The organism is Pseudomonas sp. MF7453, from assembly GCF_016405455.1.
In the GTDB taxonomy this organism is placed as follows: Bacteria; Pseudomonadota; Gammaproteobacteria; order Pseudomonadales; family Pseudomonadaceae; genus Aquipseudomonas; species Aquipseudomonas paralactis.
In genome coordinates this window covers 117,675-135,338 of record NZ_JAEKCN010000011.1, presented here as the reverse complement: position 1 = coordinate 135,338, position 17,664 = coordinate 117,675, and the positions used below count along the sequence as shown (strand labels likewise).

Below are 17,664 nucleotides of genomic sequence, written 5' to 3'. Positions count from 1 at the left end.
ATGACGTTGTTCGATCCCGTGTTGTTGCGCAGCTTTGTCGCCGTGGTGGACTGCGGCAATTTTACCCGCGCCGCCGAGCGCCTGCATTTGACTCAATCCACCGTCAGCCAGCAGATCCGCCGTCTGGAAGACGCAGTGGCCTGTCAGTTATTGGATCGCGATCAGCGCCGGGTAGTGGCCACCGCCGAGGGTGAGCGTCTGCTCGCGTATGCGCGCCGTATTCTCGCGTTGCACGAAGAGGCCGCCGACGTGCTGATCAACCAGCAAAGCGACGGCGTGTTGCGCCTCGGCGTGCCGGAGGATTTCGCCGCCGAGCGCCTGATGCCGCTGCTATCGGCGTTTGTGGTGGCCTATCCACGGGTGCGACTGGAGGTCACCAGCGGGCTGGGCCCTGAATTGCAGCGCCAGTACCGGGGCGGTGAGTTCGATGTGTTGCTGGTCAAGCAGATGGGCGACAGCGACGACTGTGTGGCGTCGTGGCCGGAGCCCTTGTATTGGGTCGACAGCCTGAGCACGCCGGCGCTGGGCCGTGACCCGCTGCCGCTGGTGGCTTTCCCGGTGGGCGGCCTGTACCGCAACGACATGCTGCACCATCTTGAGCGTGCCGGTTGGCGTTGGCGCATCGGCTACTCCAGCGCCAGCCTGGCCAGCGTGTGTTCGGCGGTGGCGGCAGGCTTGGGCATCAGTTTATTGCCAGAACGGGTGTTGCAACCGGGCCATCGCATACTCGGCCCAGAAAGTGGCTTGCCAGCTGTTCATGGCGTGCGATTGGCCTTGTATGGTCGCAGTGGCCTGGGCGCAGCGGGCCAGAGTTTGTTGGATGAGTTGCTGGCGTTGTGTAGTGGAAACCCGCACTGAGCCATACCTTTGCTGAATATTTTGTATGCCTTTGAAGCATTGAAAAACAACGGTTTGGCGCCAGGCCGCGAACGGCGTGGCTTTAACCATGCCGGCTGGTTTGCTTATGCTGTTTTGTTCTATTTATAACTTTAAAGATTACTTTAAGAGATAAGTGTCTGGCCCCGATGATTCAGCCCTCGACGGGCCTTCACGCTGGCCCGTCGGTTTTTCAAAACCGTAGGGAGTGAATCAATGGGCAATGTCCAGACCGCCGCCAGTGCACCCGAGGCGCAGTGGCGCCAGGCACCGAGTGGTGAGTTGGTCGACCTTGGCCGGCCGCATCGCGCGCCGTTGGGGCAATTGCGCCTGCAGAAGACCCCGAAGCGCTTTTCCAGCCGCCGCGAAGGGATTTTGCTCGGGTTGCTGGTGTTGGTGCTGCACGGTGCAGTGATCTATTGGGTGAGCCAGAAACCCACACCGGTGCTGCCGATTGTGCCGCCGGAAATTCCGCCGATGACCATCGAATTTTCCCAGCCGGCGCCGCCGGTGGTTGAACCGCCACCGCCTGTACCGCCACCACCGCCTCCGCCAGTGGTCGAGCCACCGCCGCCAGTAGTGGATGAGTTGGCGGCCAAGCCGGCGGCGCCCAAATCCATTGCGAAACCCAAACCCAAGCCCGCGCCTAAACCTGCGCCCAAGCCGGTTCCCAAAGTTGTCGAGCAGCCGCCTGCGCCACCGACGCCTGCACCACCCGCTGCGCCCGCACCTGTGGCGCCAGCACCGGTGACGCCGGCTTCGGCCAACGCCGCCTACCTGAAAAACCCGGCGCCGGAGTACCCGTCACTGGCTCAGCGTCGTGGTTGGGAAGGCACGGTGCTGTTGCGGGTACAGGTGCTGGCCAGCGGCAAGCCGGGAGAGATTCAGGTGCAGAAAAGCAGCGGTCGTCAGCAACTCGATGACGCCGCATTGGCCGCCGTGAAGCGCTGGAGCTTTGTACCGGCCAAGCAGGGTGATGTGGCCCAGGATGGCTGGGTCAGCGTACCGATCGATTTCAAGATTCATTAATTATTCGGCCGCGGTGTGCACACGCTGCGACCTGCACAAGAGGAAAAACATCATGGCATTAGCGTCTCCACTTGAATCCATTGAAAGCGCGGTGATCTGGCTGCTGGTGGTCTTTTCGGTCGCCACCTGGGGCCTGGCCCTGCTCAAGGGCGTGCAGTTCGGTCGCCTCAAGGCCCAGGATCGCAAGTTCCACAAGCAGTTCTGGGCGGCATCGAGCCTCGACTCGGCCGCCGAACTCGCCGAAACCCAGCCCGGTGCCGCTGCGCGAGTGGCCCAGGCCGGTTATGCGGCGATCCAGGTGGGTGATACCCCTCACGCTGCGGATCTGAGCCAGGCGATCAATCACCAGGACCGCCTCGAACGCGCCCTGCGCCAGCAAATCGTGCGCGAGCGCCGCTCCCTGGAAACTGGCCTGGCGGTGGTCGCCAGTATCGGCAGCACCTCGCCGTTTATCGGCCTGTTCGGCACCGTGTGGGGGATCATGGAAGCGCTGAAGGGGATCAGCGCTGCCGGGTCCGCCAGCCTGGAAACCGTGGCGGGGCCCATTGGCGCGGCGCTTGTGGCGACCGGTGTGGGGATCGCCGTCGCGGTGCCTGCGGTGCTGGTCTACAACTATTTCCTGCGCCGCCTGAAGCTGACAGCGGCAGACCTGGATGACTTTGCCCACGACTTCTACAGCCTGGCGCAGAAAAACGCGTTCCGCGTGCTGCTGCACCCGGTCCTGACCAAGGCCGGCGCCGGCAGCCCGCAGAAAGTGAAGGAGGCGTCCTGACATGGCCTTCTCCACGCAAGACAGTGATGAGGTGCTGAGCGAGATCAACGTCACGCCGCTGGTGGACGTGATGCTGGTATTGCTGGTGGTGTTTATCGTCACCGCGCCGCTGCTGACCAACTCGATCCCGATCAACCTGCCCAAGACCCAGGCCGTGGCGCCGGTTGAGCAGAAAGACCCGCTGGTGGTGAGCATCGATGGCGCCGGCAAATTGTTTATCAACAAGGACGAAATCCAGCCGGATCTGCTGGAATTCAACCTGCAGTCGGCCAAGGCCAAGGACCCCGATGTGCGGGTGCAACTGCAGGCTGACGATGGAGTGAACTACGGCGAAGTGGCACGAGCCATGGCGTCGATTGAGCGCGCGGGCATCACCAAGTTGTCGGTGATCACCGCACGTTAATTTCAAAAAGTCTCGACAGTTTTTGGGCCGCTTTCCTTGGCAGGGTGCGGCCCTTTTTTTGTTTAAGCATTGCCTGTTTACAGATGTTGCACAGGAAAAGAATTTACATGTTTCCGAGCGTGCAATTCTCGGTCGCATGATTATGCTGGTCGGCGCATAGAGTGATTTAATTAATGGAGTAATTGCATGTCTATACGCGTTCCTGTCCACGTCGTGAATACGTTCGTCAATCCCCATTTAAAGGTTGAAAAGCCTGAAGAAAAGCCCGCGGTAATGGCAACTTCGAATGATCGTATGCCCGGCCTGAGACATCCATCAGCCTGTCTCTTGCCCACGCTGGCTGACTATAAGAGAAAACAGAGTTTACTGCAGAGTGCTGAAGCAAGCCCTAAGCCAGGAGGCGGGAGCAACGCGGCATTGAAGAAAAACACTCGTTTAGAATCTTATATCAGTAAGCAAACCGCCGATTTTGTAACGCCAGAAAAAGAAATTTCCACTATTTTATCTGCCAGGATAAAGCAGCAATGGGATGTGGATATTGATCCGGATAAAACCTATCTGGTGACATTTAAAAATAACGGTGAGGATGAAAAAGAGGTGGTGGAAAAAATCACCTTGACACAAGCGGCATTGAAAAACAGGCAAGATGTAACAATTGAGCAAGATGAAAGCTGGTTTGTGAAGATTGGCAAGTACTTTTCGCCGGCGGTATATATTTACAACCAGATTGACGGTTGGGTGCAGGAAGCAAACACTCGACAAGGTATTTACCGGGAGCCCAGTGCGCCGGGCGATGCTCTCTATAACGCCGACACCCGCGTTTCCATACCGGTGGATGACTTCAAGGCATTAGTCTGGGATACAGACCGGACCCAAATGTATAAGAAAACCCTGGATGGGTTTTGGGACAAACACAGTGATTCTTATACGGCACTGAGTAAAATCTCCTTCGTCAAAGCCATCAATCTGCAGCGCCTGGAAGGGAGCCTTGGCCCTGCCGAGACGGCACTCGCCCAGCGCGCGTTGGGGCCTGTTGCGCAAAAGGATTGGTCCGAGCTGACGGTTCAGGACTTTGAAGGGCCTGCCGTGAAGGACCCGGATCTGGACATCGGCCTGCTGAGCATCAATGGGTTTCAGTCCACTGACTTGATGTGTGTGACTGATCGGAAAACTCAGTTGACGTTGCTTTACATCCCTGGCAACTCCTCGCCAATACATCGCTTCGATAATCCGCAGCAAATGACAAGGTGGCTGGCCAGGCAAGCCTCGGATCCCGTAAAGCGCGCATCCTTGTTGACCCACTTTTCCCTCAAGGATCAAGCTGACAGATCGTTTTCAGACGGGGTGCGTCAGACCCTGCAAGGGATGGGAAACTGGTCCGATGCGCAGGCCTCAGGCAATGCTTTCCTTTCGAGCCTCAATGGTTGGGTGCCGGATCGTTTCATCGCCGTTGAGCAGTTGCACGGCGATCCTTTCGAAGCGGTCAAGGTTCGGCAAAAGGCGCGGTCCTATTCGGACGCCGACAATGCGATTGTCAGTGACGGGGATTACACCAAGAACAAGGTGCTGCATGTCGTGGAAGAGGCTACCAAGGTCGCCATGTTCATGACGCCCCTGGCGCTGGTCATGCCCGAAGTCGCTATAGGCCTGGATGTTTTCTTCCTGGCCGCCGGGGCTGCCCAGACCGGTATCGGTATTGATGATGCCGTCCAGGGAAAAGCAACGGCTTCCGACCGCATTGTGTTCGGCGTGTTGAACGCCGTACCGCCGTTGGCCACTCACGCGGGGGCACCACTGGCGAAAGCGCTGACAGAGAGGGTGTCCGGCGGTGGCGTTTCAGCAGGGGTTGATGCTGCAACCGGCACACCCACCCAAGTGACTGAACAAGCGCGCCCATTTTTCAGGCCACCACAACGTGTCAATGGGCATATCGGATACCCGATGGGGCCCGTCTCGCCTCCAGTGATCCTTGAGGAGGTCAGGGTTCCCATGGATGACGTGAGGCGCATGATCGGGAAGGATTACATGGTTTATGTCGGTCAATACGGTACCAAAGTTACGTATGACGTCGAAGCGGGTCTTTGGCGCGGGCTCCAGGCCAATGGTCAGGTGAACGACATCTTTTATTGGCGCAAAGGTCAAGGACGGTGGCTGAGTGGCACTCAAGCCGAAGCGATTGAAGGCAGTAAAAATGCGCCGGCTTCGATGACAACCACGGTACTGAAACTACCGAGGATGCCGGTACTGCCGTCCGGTGCTACAGAGGTGCCGAAAGTGATCCACTATTTTTGGGCCGGCAATGAAATGCCGGAAAATCTGCTCAATAATATTATGGAAAATTCCCGGAAAAGCCCCGGGTATAAATCGATTGTTCACGTCGATGCCAATGACGCCGATACTTTTCAGAAAATACATTCAGCATTGGATCATAAAGTGGGCGGGCTTGAAGTTCATGATGTAAAGACCGATGAAAGTTTTCAGGCTCTGAATGCAGGTCAATATGGCGAGATGTATCAGTTTTTCCGTTCAGGACGCGGGCAGAATTTAGCGGCGTCATCGGACGTCATGCGCGCGGTGCTAATGAAAAAGTACGGCGGTATCTATCTGGATACGGATGATGCACTGACCTTTAATGTGGGCGAGGTCACATTGAAAGCCACGCCCAATGATATCTTGATGAACGTGCCGGTTACTTACGAACCTACGGACTTCAATGGGTTTAACACCAGTAATTTTGCCAGCCATCCAGACAACCCTGTATTTGACGAGATTCTGGAGACGGCGTATGAGCGATACAAGGCAAACGAAGAATGGCTGAACGCTAATCGTCCCTTTCTGAAGGAAAACTCGACAGCCGCAGAGCGGCAAATGTATAACGAGTATGAAAAGAAAATTTTCGAGATCACTGGGCCGAGAATGTTTGGTGATGTATTGGCGCAAAAAGAATATGGATTTTTTTCAGAAGTTGAAGAACTGACGGATCTGATGAATGCGCGTATTTTACTTCCGCAAGCGTATGCAGAAAAACTTACACAAGTGCGGGATTATTATATGGCGATGAACCATAAGTTCGGAGTTGTTATCGGCTCGGAACACTCTATGTATCATTCTCGCTGAGGTGGGCTCGGTCATTGCGCCGCCGGTGCCGGGGCGCAATGGCCGGTTTTAATGAAGGGGCGGTTACAAGCAATTTCTGAAAGATATGCAAATTCTATTTGGTTATTAATAAATTCTTTTTTATTCCTTATTGGCGTGTGAACCTCACCCTATACTGACCAGCAACGTTAAACGCTGCAGGAGGGCACACCCATGCACAGCGAGTCGATTCGTTATTTGATCGTGCCGGGCTGGCAAGGATCGCCAGAAGATCATTGGCAAACCCATTGGCAGAACAGCCTACCCAACAGCGCACGGGTGGAACAGGCCGATTGGTTGACGCCGCGCCGTGAAGATTGGGTGGCGGCGCTGGCAGAAGCGATTGCCGCTGACAGCACGCCGGTCATCCTGATCGCCCATAGCCTGGGATGCATCACTGTTGCCCACTGGGCCGCCACCGCGCCCGTGCATTTCTTGCGGCAGGTACGCGGCGCGTTGCTGGTCGCCCCGGCGGATGTCGAACGTCCGGCCTGTGCACCCGCCCTGCGTAACTTTGCGCCGATTCCCACCGACCTGCTGCCGTTTCCCAGCCAGGTAGTCAGCTCCGACAACGACAGTGCCGTCAGTGCCCCCCGGGCTCTGGAACTGGCGCGTTTGTGGGGCGCCGAGGCCGGTATTTTGTCGGGTGCGGGGCATATCAATGTGAAGTCCGGCCATCGACGCTGGGAGCAGGGTTTCGCCTTTCTCTATCGCCTGCAAAATCGCCTGGAGCATCACGCCCGGCGCAGCGCCTAATATTTTTTCAACGCCCCGTCCCTGAGCGGATTGGGGGCGGGAGTCTGTCATGAGTCATGAAACTTTCGGCCAGCCACTGCTGACCTTCCCGGACGCGGACAAAAGCCCGTTGAGCATCCGCGCCAAAGCGCTGGTGTTCGTCGATCCGCGCTCACGCCAATTGCGCGAAGAGCTGGAAAGCCTCGCACCGCGCACCCTGCCTGTGTTGATCCGCGGCGAGACCGGCAGTGGCAAGGAACTGCTGGCACGGCACATACACCGTGGCAGTGATCGCACCGGCTTGTTTGTGTCGGTCAACTGCGGCGCGATCAGCCCCACCTATGCCGACGCCGAATTGTTCGGCTATGCCGCCGGCACCCACAGTGGCGCAGCCAGCAGCCGCGCAGGTTGGTTCGGCTCGGCCAATGGCGGCACCTTGTACCTGGATGAAATCGGCGACTTGCCGCTGCCGATCCAGGTGAAATTGCTCGCGGCGCTGGAAAACCACGAGGTCACCCGTGTCGGTGCCCAACAGCCGAGCCCGGTGGATGTGCGCCTGGTGGCCGCCACCAGTATCGACCTGGCCCAGGCCGTGGCCGTCGGCAAGTTTCACGAGCGTCTGTTTCATTATTTGAGCGAAGGCCGGCTGGACCTGCCGGCGTTGCGCGAGCGAGTGGGGGATATTTTATCCCTGGCCGAATACTTCCTCGGCATTTACAGCCAGCGCCTGGACCTGCCCGTGCCGTTGATCAGCGATGCTGCCCAACAGGTGCTTGAGCGTCACAGCTGGCCGGGTAATACCCGCGAACTGGAAAATGTCATTCACTTTGCCTTGCTGGTGAGCAGCGGCGATGAAATCTTGCCCGAGCATTTGAACCTGCCGGTGGCAGGCTCACCACTGGAGCAAGTGCGAAGAATTTTCGCCAGCGCCAGCGCAACCGAGCGCGAATCGTTGCGTGCCTTCCTGTATGAGCAAAATGGAATATCAACGTGAATAAAAGATATTGTTCGGGAATAAAAAATATAGGTATTGTCCTTTCCACGCCGCGATAGCACTTCGCTGGCACCTCACATAAAAACGGTCGTTAGAAGGACATTGCATGAAAAAGGTTCTGTTGTTTACCGCTCTGGCGGCTGCCCTGACTGCCGGCTTTGCCCAGGCCAACGAAAAGCTGGTGGTAGCGGCCACGCCGATTCCGCACGCCGAAATCCTTGAGCTGATCAAACCGACCCTGGCCAAGGAAGGCGTGGACCTGGAAATCAAGGTCTTCACCGACTACGTGCAGCCAAACGTGCAAGTCGCCGAGAAACGCCTGGACGCCAACTACTTCCAGACCCTGCCGTACCTGGAAAACTTCAACAAGGGCAAGGGCACCAACCTGGTCACCGTGGTCGGCGTGCACGTCGAACCCTTTGGCGGTTACTCGAAAAAAATCAAGAAAATTGAAGATCTGAAAGATGGCGCCACCGTGGCCATCCCGAACGAAGGCTCTAACAGCGGCCGCGCGTTGTTGCTGCTGCAGAAAGCTGGCGTGATCACCTTGAAAGACCCGACCAACGCCCTGGCCACGCCGAAAGACATCGCCAGCAACCCGAAGAACCTGAAGTTCAAGGAGCTGGAGTCGGCTCTGCTGCCACGCGTACTGGACCAGGTTGACCTGGACCTGATCAACACCAACTACGCCCTGGAAGCGGGCCTGAACCCGGCCAAGGACGCGTTGATCATCGAAGACGCCAAATCACCTTACGTAAACTTCCTGGTGGCCCGCCCGGACAACAAGGACAGCGACGCTATCCAGAAACTGTCCAAGGCCCTGACCAGTCCGGAAGTCAAAGCGTTCATCGAGAAGAAGTACAACGGCGCGGTAGTGCCGGCGTTCTGATGTAAGTCAAAACCCCCTTCAAGGTTTCAACGCCGACGGCTACTACAGCTTCGGCGTTTTTTTATCTGAAATACATTCAAAACTGTGGGAGCTGGCTCCCGTGACGGCCTGACAGCCGACGCTTATCTACCTGACGCGCCTCAGTACAAATGTGGGAGCTGGCTTGCCTGCGAAGACGGCCTAACGGTTAACACAGTTGGACCGTGTACATATCCATTGCTGCGGTCACGGCCACTTAGGGTTCCGCTCTGACAGCGGGTCACTTTTGGAAGGACCGGAATGCCGGCCCAGCCAAAAGTAACCAAAAGGTCCTCGCTCCACCACTCGGCACCTCGCCTAGGCTCGGTGTGCCCGTAATCCGCCAGTGATTTGGGGGGCCGCCGCCACGCGCCATCCATGGCGCGGGGCGGCTAAACCGGCATCCCTGCCGGTTTACCCCCCAAATCCCTGTCGAATTCCGGCCAGCGTGGTTTAACGGGGCGCCTAAGATCAAAAGCAGATCAAGATCAAGATCAAGAGCGGCTCGCTTCGCATCGTGGTTACCGTTGAGCGCTACAGGGTTGTGTAGATACCTATGCTGCGATGGTGGTGTGTCAGTCAACTCATCCAGTCCTGATACACCGATATCGCAGGCAAGCCAGCTCCCACAGAGGTCAGTTTTTTGGTGATATGAATATGCTATCTAGGTATTTAAAATTTGATTTTTATACCTTTAAAGTTCGCGCTAGCTGACGTTATCCACGTCAGCACGGACTGCGCTCGCGGCATTACCCATGCGGCGATATGGACTGCACATGACCTTCGATTTCGCTTTTATCCTCAGCACCTTGCCGGCGTTCCTGCAAGCCGTGGGCGTGACCCTGCAAGTGGGCTTGATCGCCATCGGCACCTCCTTGTTGGTGGCGCTGATCAACGCAGCCTTGTTGGTGTTTCGCACGCCCTACCTGTCACGCCTGGTGGCGTTGTATGTGGAGCTGGCGCGTAATACGCCGCTGTTGATTCAACTGTTTTTCGTCTACTTCGCACTGCCGGCCCTGGGTTTGAATATTTCCGGGTTCTGGGCGGCAATCATCACCATGACCTTTCTCGGCGGCGCTTACCTCACCGAAGTGTTGCGCGCCGGTGTGGAAGCAGTGCCGCTGGCGCAGATCGAGTCGGGCAAATCCATCGGCCTGTCCGACTGGCAGCTGCTGCGCCATGTGATCCTGCCCCAGGCCGGTATCCTCAGCCTGCCGGCGCTGTTCGCCAATTTCATTTTCCTACTCAAGGAAACTACCGTGGTGTCGGCGGTGGCGGTGCCGGAAATTCTCTACACCACCAAGAGCTACATCGCCCTCTACTACAAAACCTACGAAATGCTCGCTGTGCTGACGCTGATTTGCGTGCTGCTGTTTTTGCCGTTATCGCTGCTGCTCAGCCGCCTGGAAAGGAGGCTCCAGCATGGCCAGTTCGGGTCTTGAGTTGCTGTGGGTGTCGTTGCCGCAACTGGGCAAGGGCGCTGCGCAAACCCTGTCGATTTCGTTTTTGAGCATCGCCTTCAGTACGGTCGGCGGCGTGCTGTATGGCGTGCTGCGCACCTTGAACAACAAGGTCATCAACGGCGTGTTGCGGGTCTACCTGGAACTGTTCCGCGCCATTCCGGTGCTGGTGTGGTTGTACCTGCTGTTTTTCGGTTTGCCGATCTTCTTTGGCGTGAGCCTGCCCAGTTTCTGGTGCGCGGTGCTGGTGTTGTCGCTATGGGGCGCCAGCGAAGTCGGTGAGGTGGTGCGCGGTGCGTTGCATTCGCTGCCGCGTGGCCAGCGCGAAGCAGGCTTGTCGATTGGCCTGTCCGGCCCGCAGTTATACGGCTATGTGCTGCTGCCCCAGGCTCTTAAACGCATGACGCCGCCGACCATCAATGTCTACACGCGCATTATCAAAACCAGTTCCCTTGCGGTACTGATCGGCGTGGTGGATGTGATCAAGGTCGGCCAGCAAATCATCGAGCGCACCTACGAGTCGGTATTGATCTACGGCGCGCTGTTCCTGTTTTTCTTCTTTATCTGCTACCCGTTGTCAGCCGCCTCCAAGCTGCTGGAACGGCGCTGGGCCCAAGCATGAGCGCATTGATCGAGTTTCAGGGTTTCAACAAATTCTTCGGTGAGGCGCAGGTGCTCAAGGGCATCGACCTGAGCGTGCAACGCGGCGAAGTGGTGGTGATCTTAGGCCCCAGCGGCTGTGGCAAAAGCACCTTGCTGCGCTGCCTCAATGGGCTGGAAGTGGCACACAGCGGACACTTGCGCTTTGCAGGCATTGAGCTGCTGGATAAAACTACCGACTGGCGCCAGGTGCGCCAGGACATCGGCATGGTGTTCCAGAGCTACCACCTGTTCCCGCACATGAGCGTGCTCGACAACATCCTGCTCGGCCCGCTCAAAGTACAAAAGCGTGACCCCCGCGAGGCCCGTGAGCAGGCGCAAAAACTGCTGGAGCGCGTGGGCCTGGCCGACAAGCGCGACGCCTTCCCACGCCAGCTTTCCGGCGGCCAGCAGCAACGCATCGCCATCGTGCGCTCGTTGTGCATGAACCCCCAGGTCATGCTTTTCGACGAAGTCACCGCCGCCCTCGACCCGGAGATGGTCAAGGAAGTGCTGGAAGTGATTCAGGGCCTGGCCCGCGATGGCATGACCTTGCTGATCGTCACCCACGAAATGGCCTTCGCCCGTGCGGTTGCCGACCGCGTGGTGTTCATGGAGGCCGGTCGCATCCTCGAACACAACACCCCCGAGGCATTCTTTACGAACCCGCAGACCGCACGCGCGCAGCAGTTCCTGGAGAAGTTCTCCTTCGTTTCAACACTGCCCAAAAAGATCAAGGAACTGGAGCTGATATGAAAAAGTTACTGCTGCCACTGTTTGCCGTCGCCTTGCTGGCCGGCTGCGATAAAAAGGCCGAAGAGCCGGTAAAACCCGCGGCTGTCAGCTATATCGATAAAATAAAAGCGCGGGACAAGCTGATCGTTGGCGTCTTCACTGACAAGCCACCGTTTGGCTTTGTCGACGAGGCCGGCCGCTACGTCGGCTTCGATACCGACATTGGCCGTCAATTCGCCAAGGACCTGCTGGGCGACGAAAGCAAGGTGGAATTTGTCGCCGTGGAACCGGCCAGCCGCATTCCGTTCCTGCAAAGCGACAAGGTCGACCTGATCCTTGCCAACATGACTGTGACACCCGAGCGCAAGGAAGCGGTGGACTTCACCAATCCCAATCTGAAAGTCGCGGTACAGGCCCTGGTACCGAATGACAGCACGGTAAAAAACCTGGATGACCTGTCGACGCGCACCACCATCGTCACCACCGGCACCACGGCCGACATCTGGCTGACCAAGAACCACCCAGAGTGGAAACTGCTCAAGTTCGAGAAGAACTCCGAGTCGCTGCAAGCATTGTCGGCCGGCCGTGGGGATGCCTATGCGCAAGACAACCTGGTGCTGTTCAGTTGGGCCAAGCAGAACCCTGGCTACCGCGTACTGGAAGAGAAACTGGGTGCTGAAGCCCCGATTGCCCCGGCGGTGAAGAAGGGCAATACCGAGCTGCGTGACTGGGTGAATGCCGAGCTGGCGAAGCTGGGTGAGGAGAAGTTTTTGCTCAAGCTCTATGACCAATATGTGCGAAAAGAACTGAGCGATGACACCAAGCCTGAGAGTGTGATTGTTGAAGGCGGGAAGTGGCAGGGCTGAGTTGTGCTTGGGTCGAGGGCTTCCCTCGACCTGGCTACTGAACGGTCGGTCACGCGGCCCTACCGGCACGGCTTAGTTGGAGACATCACGGGCCTTCATAAAAGAAGTGAGCTACCGTTCCCAACCAAAGCCAGACAACTTTCTCTCCGCCAACCCAAGGCATCTGGTGTCCATCGTAAAACAGTTGCAGAGTGCTGGGTTTGTACTCGCAAACCCACAACCCGTGATAAGGACAAGGTTCGCCACTGCGTGCGCGCAGACCGTGCACGGCCCAGAGCCAGCGAACGACCTGCCCTTGATGGAGGGGGAGGCGCTCGTTCAACTTGACTTCACAATCTACGCAACGATCGAGTTCCATTTCCCAGCGTCCGGCGCGAGGTGCGGGCTCCTGGCTGTTGGCGAAACCGGATGGCGTTTGATCAAAGTCGCGTTGCCAGAACACCGCTTCGTCGCCTGACTCGCTGGCGAGGGTGGGCAGGGTATCGCCCTGCGTGAAGGCGCGTCGGGAGTACGCCTGACCAGGGACGAGCCACCAGCCGCTTTGAGTGCACGCCATGCCTGAAACGATGCTAAGCGCAATCACTTTGTTGGAGACCTGGGCAGGGGAGATATCCGGCGGCCTTCTAAAGCGTGTTGCCGGTGTGGGCCAGTCGCTGTCCGCGTCGAAACGGGCCATCCAGCGGAGACTGTCTGCATCGGTGAAACGCTCGTTGGGATCGCCGTCCCATTGGCCGAAGCCGAGCAATCCCAAGTCGTCATAGCGGATAGGTTTGAGGAGTTTGTTCAGGAGCATGGGCAGTTCAGGGACGCCTAGCTCGACGGGGTACAGCTCGGGCTGTTCGCCCAGCTCAATCCACTGGCCGCTGTGTAACTCGGTGATACTGATGCGCGGGTGGGCGAGTGCCGCGCGTACTTGCTCGCGGGTGAGGTCAAGTTTTTCGCGCCAGTGGTCGGCGAGCAGGAAGGCCCAGGTGGGCGGGCGGATGCCGTTGCGCAGTGCGCTCTGCATGCCAAAAGGGAAGTCAATATCCAGGCCATAGAAGCTGGGAGCCAGCGACCGCTCCCAAGTAGTGATGGCGGACCGTGTGCCGAACTGAAGTGGGTTGGCCATGGCAAAGCCGCTGTAGACCTGATGTGCCTTGAGCAGGTCAATGGTCTTGAGTACAAAGCGGCGCCACGCTTCGCGGTTGTCTTGCCACCATTGCCAACGGTAGTAAAACATGATGGAGGAGTAGGCGGTTCTCCTCTCTTCGTCTCTTATAAACCACGTGCGCCAGAAGTACCCCGCCGTGGTAGGTGAGGAGGCGTGGTTTTTTTCATCGGTGAATTTGAAAACAAAGTGCTCGGAGCGGGAGGCTTTCCTGGCCTGCTCGCGTAGATCCGGTAAACGTGATGAGCCGTAAGGATGTGGACGTTCTGAAATCGGGTGGGTGCCAATGGTGTAGGGCTTCCCAAGTAGTTGCTCAAAGTCTTCGTGAATATCCACCATCAACAGTGCTATTTCTTGGTGGTTATCCGGCCCTGGTGGGAAATAGAAGCTGATGAAAGGGCTGACGCCATGCGAGGACTCTTCAGTGCCTGACTCTGAGTTAGGCCACTCCTTCAACAACTCGACAAAAAGGTCTCGCTCTTCGGCGGTAAACATCTGATGAGTAGTACTCATAATTAGTTTTTCTTCCTTGCTTGTTGGTTTTGCGGCGATTTTTTGTCATCTACTTCAAAGCCGATGCAATCCTCCGGCACCCGCAGCAGCGCTACTTTTTCTGTGCCGATTTTCTCTCGATTAACGCCTGTTTTCGGCGTCATCAGCTCTACGTAACTCATCATTTGCTTATCTTTTACCCAGTCCCCCGGAAACTTTATTTCAATCGCCGCAAACACATTGTCCGTTTCAAACGCCTCCTGCCGGTACTCGACCACCACCAAGTCCGGAGCCAGGCTCTCCCACGGGCGCGGCCAGAACGGAAACACCTTGCCAAACCGCTTGGGCCGAGTTTCGGGCTCGCCCAGCAAGGCTTTTGCGCTGTTACGGTTGTAGTTGGGCTCAGCCTTGAGCGGGCTGCGCCACTCCAACACTTCGTCGATCGCCTCAAACAGCAACGAAGCGGTGGTTTGCTTGAGCGCGACCTCAATGGTAGTCGTCACACTGTCGCCCGCGACGGTCTTGCGCAGGCGGCGCGGCACCTTGATAGGCATCTGCAACGCGACGTTGCACACCTGGCTGATGGCCGGGCGGAACGGCACCTTGCGTTCGATGTATTCCTTGAAGGTCACGTTTTCATTGCCGCGCCGCGAAACGGTGCTATTGCCACCTCGGTCCACCACGGCAAAGGTTGAACTCTTGATCTCGATTTCACGGGTCAGCGCCTCAATGGCCTGCTGCAAGACGTGCTTGATACTGCTCTTGCGCTCAGCGATTTCACTGGCGAGCCGCGCAAGATCGGCGGCGCTCATGGCGGCTTCGTGAGCCTGATACACACGATACGCGCGGTATGCGCCTGCAAGGATCGCAGCGGCGGCTGGGGCTGGCATCAGTCGAGGTCTCCCAGTTCCAGGTATTGATCAAGAAAGTCATCTGGAAAAAGCCCCGCGTCATCGTGAGCCACGGCTTGTTCTTCAATGAGTGCAACGCTGGGTCGCCAGGTCTCGGTGACGCGCTGATCCTCACGTACGATTGCTTTATGGGCTTGTACGGCGTGGGTCGTCGGCGTCATTGCCCAGTCTGTTTCACCCGATGAGTGAGTCAGGCCCTCGGCGAGGACGGCAGCACCGTCGGTGATGCTATACCGATAGCCAGCGAAGGCGCGTTGATCGCTCTTGAGCAGCGTATAGCGCCCCAGGAAGTCGCCGGGTGGAGGGGCCGACGAGCGCTGCTGGCTTGTGAATGGATTGCCGGTGCCCAGCGTATCGGCGGTCACGGGACCTTTGAGTTTGATGGTCAGCCCATCAAGGGTAATACCGTCGCTGTCAATCGTGAGGCTGCCTCCGGGGGCCTTCAAGACAATTCGTTGGCCCGCTGCGACTTCAAACACTGTGGTTTTCTGCGCAATGCCTTCTCCGGCAGCCAGCCGATAGTGACTCTTTACACAATGCTCAGCATTCCCGCCGATACGGATGTCATGGTCGGCGGCGACTTTGTCGTATCGGTTGTTGCCTACCTCCTCCGTACGATCCCTGCCAATGTGGGTCCGATGGTCGCGGCCCAGCGTCTGAATGCGGTCCTGCACCACCTCAATTCGCTCATCGTTACCCACCCTTTCGCTGCGGTCGTGGCCAATTTCAATATGCTCGTCGTGCCCAACGTTCTCGCGGCGGTCGTTGCCGACAAAGATGCCGTTGTTGTGTTTGATATGGACGTTCTTGTCTTTCTCGGCATGGATGTACACCTCCTGCTGGCCCAACTCATCTTCAAAACGCAGCTCATTGAAACCTGCGCCCTTATGGGTCCGGCTCTTGATGGTCATCCGCGTCTTGTGTTTGGGTAGCTCGTAGGGCGGCCGGTTGGTCTCGCGGTAGGCGCGACCCGTGGCAATCGGCTGGTCAGGATCACCGGCTAAAAAGCTGATCACCAGTTCCTGACCCACACGTGGGATGGCCATGGAGCCCCAGGTAGCACCGGCCCAGCCTTGCGTGACGCGAATCCAGCACGAACGCTGATCGTTGTTTTTATCCGAGCGGTCCCACGGAAACTGCACTTTGACCCGGCCCCATTCGTCGCAATAAATCTCTTCGCCCGGGGGGCCTACCACCGTGGCAATCTGCGGGCCGTCGATGCACGGCTTTTCGCACAGCGGCGCTTTCCAGTCGGACATCCAGTGGATCGCGCTGGCCTTCATTTCGTAGAACGTGCCGCTGTCGCTGCCGAACGCTTCCTCCTCCAGACTGCTGTGCTGTTTGCCTTCATGCTTGACGGCAATTGTGCGCCAGCGATCATTGAAATTTTCGCGAGGATGCTCGTTGAGGTCGAACGCCAGGCCAGGTTGCAAGCGCGCATCGTCGCCGGCCACGTGTGCCAGCTTGGCGTCGTTGCGCAGGGCGGTGAGGCGCGTTTTGGTGAAGGGTTTACCCGCAATATCGCGCTTGTAGCGTCCGGGATAGTCGTAGCGTTCGTAGTCCTTGTGCTGGTTGTTCAGATCCTGGTCACCGGTGGCGGTGTGTTGCTGGTTGTAGCTCGGGTGGGTGAAGGTGTAGTCGCGATGCACCTGTACGGCGGTGCGCACTTGCTCGGTGTAGTGGAAGCGATGCAAGGCCGGTTCCAAGGCGTCTCCACCGCCCATCGGTTGATAGATCACGGGGCAATGTTCGTGGGTGCCGATGGTGCCCAGGCCGCCAACTCGGTCGGTGAGCCACAGGGTGTGGCCGTCGGTGCGGTGTTCGAAGGTGTAGAGCAGCCCTTCTTCGGCGGCGAGGCGGGCGAGGAAGTCGAGGTCGGTTTCGCCCGCCTGCACGCAGTATTCGCGGGGTTGATGGTCGAAGCAGAGATACGTTTTGACGTCCGTCAGGCGTTGCTCCTTGAGCACTTCAACGATGATGTCGGGCACGTTCTTGCCTTGGAATATGCGCCAGTTGGAACGCAGTTCGAAACGCTTCAGCGTCGGTTCCAGCACGACGCTGTAACGGGTACGTCGAAAACCGGTATCGCCTTGGGTGAACAGGCTGACCAGGCCGTGGACGTAGCGCACCGGTGATTCACCGCGCCAAATGGTGAACAGCCCCGCCAGATCCAGCACGCGATTGAAATCGATGGCGGCGTTGTGGCTGGCCAGCTCCAGCTCTAGTTTGAACGGCTGGGACAGGCCTTCTTCGAGCTTGAACGACACCACATCGAAGGCATCCCTCTTCAAGGGGTCGAAGGTGTAGCGCAGGTCGCTTTGGCGGGGCATTGGGACTCCTTGTCGATCTGTGGTTTGCAGTCGATCGGGCAGTTGGCGTCTTGGGGTTTACGGTCGCAGCGTCTGCGTTATGCTTTGCAGCTTGTTGAGGGCGCCACTCTATGCTGGCGAAATTTGACGCCTCAATAGGGTGGCGACAATCAAGAGGCATCCGACATTTCGGACTGTGATGAGCTGTCGGAAATATCCCATCAGTTGCACGCGGGCTGACGGCACCTTAT

The 17,664-nt window shown here is 57.8% G+C and carries 15 protein-coding genes; 12 read left to right on the top strand and 3 right to left on the bottom strand.

The features are described from left to right. Nucleotides 1-6: 6 nt before the first annotated feature. The 12 genes from JFT63_RS18375 (at nt 7) to JFT63_RS18320 (ending at nt 12,551) form a co-directional block, all read left to right on the top strand. On the top strand, nt 7-858 hold the full coding sequence (locus tag JFT63_RS18375) for a LysR family transcriptional regulator (protein WP_057702704.1): 852 nt from the start codon (nt 7-9) through the stop codon (nt 856-858). 234 nt (nt 859-1,092) lie between these two features. Further along, the gene (locus tag JFT63_RS18370) at nt 1,093-1,905 is read left to right on the top strand and encodes an energy transducer TonB (RefSeq protein WP_186562484.1); all 813 of its coding nucleotides are present in this window, start codon (nt 1,093-1,095) and stop codon (nt 1,903-1,905) included. A 49-nt stretch (nt 1,906-1,954) separates the two neighbouring features. Next, nucleotides 1,955-2,677, top strand: a complete 723-nt coding sequence (locus JFT63_RS18365) for a MotA/TolQ/ExbB proton channel family protein (RefSeq protein ID WP_087149501.1) — start codon at nt 1,955-1,957, stop codon at nt 2,675-2,677. Nucleotide 2,678: 1 nt separating this feature from the next. After that, nucleotides 2,679-3,080: an ExbD/TolR family protein gene (locus tag JFT63_RS18360; protein ID WP_005783751.1), complete on the top strand. Its 402-nt coding sequence runs from the start codon at nt 2,679-2,681 to the stop codon at nt 3,078-3,080. A gap of 186 nt (nt 3,081-3,266) precedes the next feature. Beyond that, on the top strand, nt 3,267-6,197 hold the full coding sequence (locus JFT63_RS18355; RefSeq protein WP_198844471.1) for a glycosyltransferase family 32 protein: 2,931 nt from the start codon (nt 3,267-3,269) through the stop codon (nt 6,195-6,197). Nucleotides 6,198-6,389: 192 nt separating this feature from the next. Beyond that, nucleotides 6,390-6,971, top strand: coding sequence for an alpha/beta hydrolase (locus JFT63_RS18350; protein ID WP_198844470.1), 582 nt, complete (start codon nt 6,390-6,392; stop codon nt 6,969-6,971). A 49-nt stretch (nt 6,972-7,020) separates the two neighbouring features. Further along, nucleotides 7,021-7,944 carry a sigma 54-interacting transcriptional regulator gene (locus JFT63_RS18345; RefSeq protein WP_198706581.1) on the top strand — a complete coding sequence of 308 codons (924 nt, stop codon included), beginning with the start codon at nt 7,021-7,023 and terminating at the stop codon, nt 7,942-7,944. Nucleotides 7,945-8,050: 106 nt separating this feature from the next. Then, a complete protein-coding gene (locus JFT63_RS18340; protein WP_186562476.1) occupies nt 8,051-8,833 on the top strand; it encodes a MetQ/NlpA family ABC transporter substrate-binding protein in 783 nt (260 codons plus the stop codon). Nucleotides 8,834-9,627: 794 nt separating this feature from the next. Continuing rightward, entirely contained in the window at nt 9,628-10,293 is a 666-nt protein-coding gene (locus tag JFT63_RS18335; protein WP_005783759.1) for an amino acid ABC transporter permease, read from the top strand. Continuing rightward, nucleotides 10,274-10,933 carry an amino acid ABC transporter permease gene (locus JFT63_RS18330; RefSeq protein WP_186561341.1) on the top strand — a complete coding sequence of 220 codons (660 nt, stop codon included), beginning with the start codon at nt 10,274-10,276 and terminating at the stop codon, nt 10,931-10,933. Before JFT63_RS18335 ends, JFT63_RS18330 begins: the two co-directional genes overlap by 20 nt. Next, nucleotides 10,930-11,706: an amino acid ABC transporter ATP-binding protein gene (locus JFT63_RS18325; protein ID WP_198706579.1), complete on the top strand. Its 777-nt coding sequence runs from the start codon at nt 10,930-10,932 to the stop codon at nt 11,704-11,706. Before JFT63_RS18330 ends, JFT63_RS18325 begins: the two co-directional genes overlap by 4 nt. After that, nucleotides 11,703-12,551 carry a transporter substrate-binding domain-containing protein gene (locus tag JFT63_RS18320; protein WP_057702370.1) on the top strand — a complete coding sequence of 283 codons (849 nt, stop codon included), beginning with the start codon at nt 11,703-11,705 and terminating at the stop codon, nt 12,549-12,551. The genes JFT63_RS18325 and JFT63_RS18320 overlap by 4 nt, the downstream gene beginning before the upstream one ends. Before the next feature lie 85 nt (nt 12,552-12,636). On the opposite strand, the gene JFT63_RS18315 is transcribed toward JFT63_RS18320, so the two are convergent. The 3 genes from JFT63_RS18315 to JFT63_RS18305 are packed head-to-tail and all read right to left on the bottom strand — an operon-like array spanning nt 12,637 to nt 17,434. Next, nucleotides 12,637-14,214 (bottom strand): type VI immunity family protein, encoded by a 1,578-nt coding sequence (locus JFT63_RS18315; RefSeq protein WP_057702371.1) that lies wholly within the window; start codon nt 14,212-14,214, stop codon nt 12,637-12,639. Between the two features lie 2 nt (nt 14,215-14,216). Further along, nucleotides 14,217-15,083, bottom strand: a complete 867-nt coding sequence (locus JFT63_RS18310) for a hypothetical protein (protein WP_057702372.1) — start codon at nt 15,081-15,083, stop codon at nt 14,217-14,219. Beyond that, nucleotides 15,083-17,434, bottom strand: coding sequence for a type VI secretion system Vgr family protein (locus tag JFT63_RS18305; protein WP_057702373.1), 2,352 nt, complete (start codon nt 17,432-17,434; stop codon nt 15,083-15,085). Before JFT63_RS18305 ends, JFT63_RS18310 begins: the two co-directional genes overlap by 1 nt. Nucleotides 17,435-17,664 lie beyond the last annotated feature (230 nt).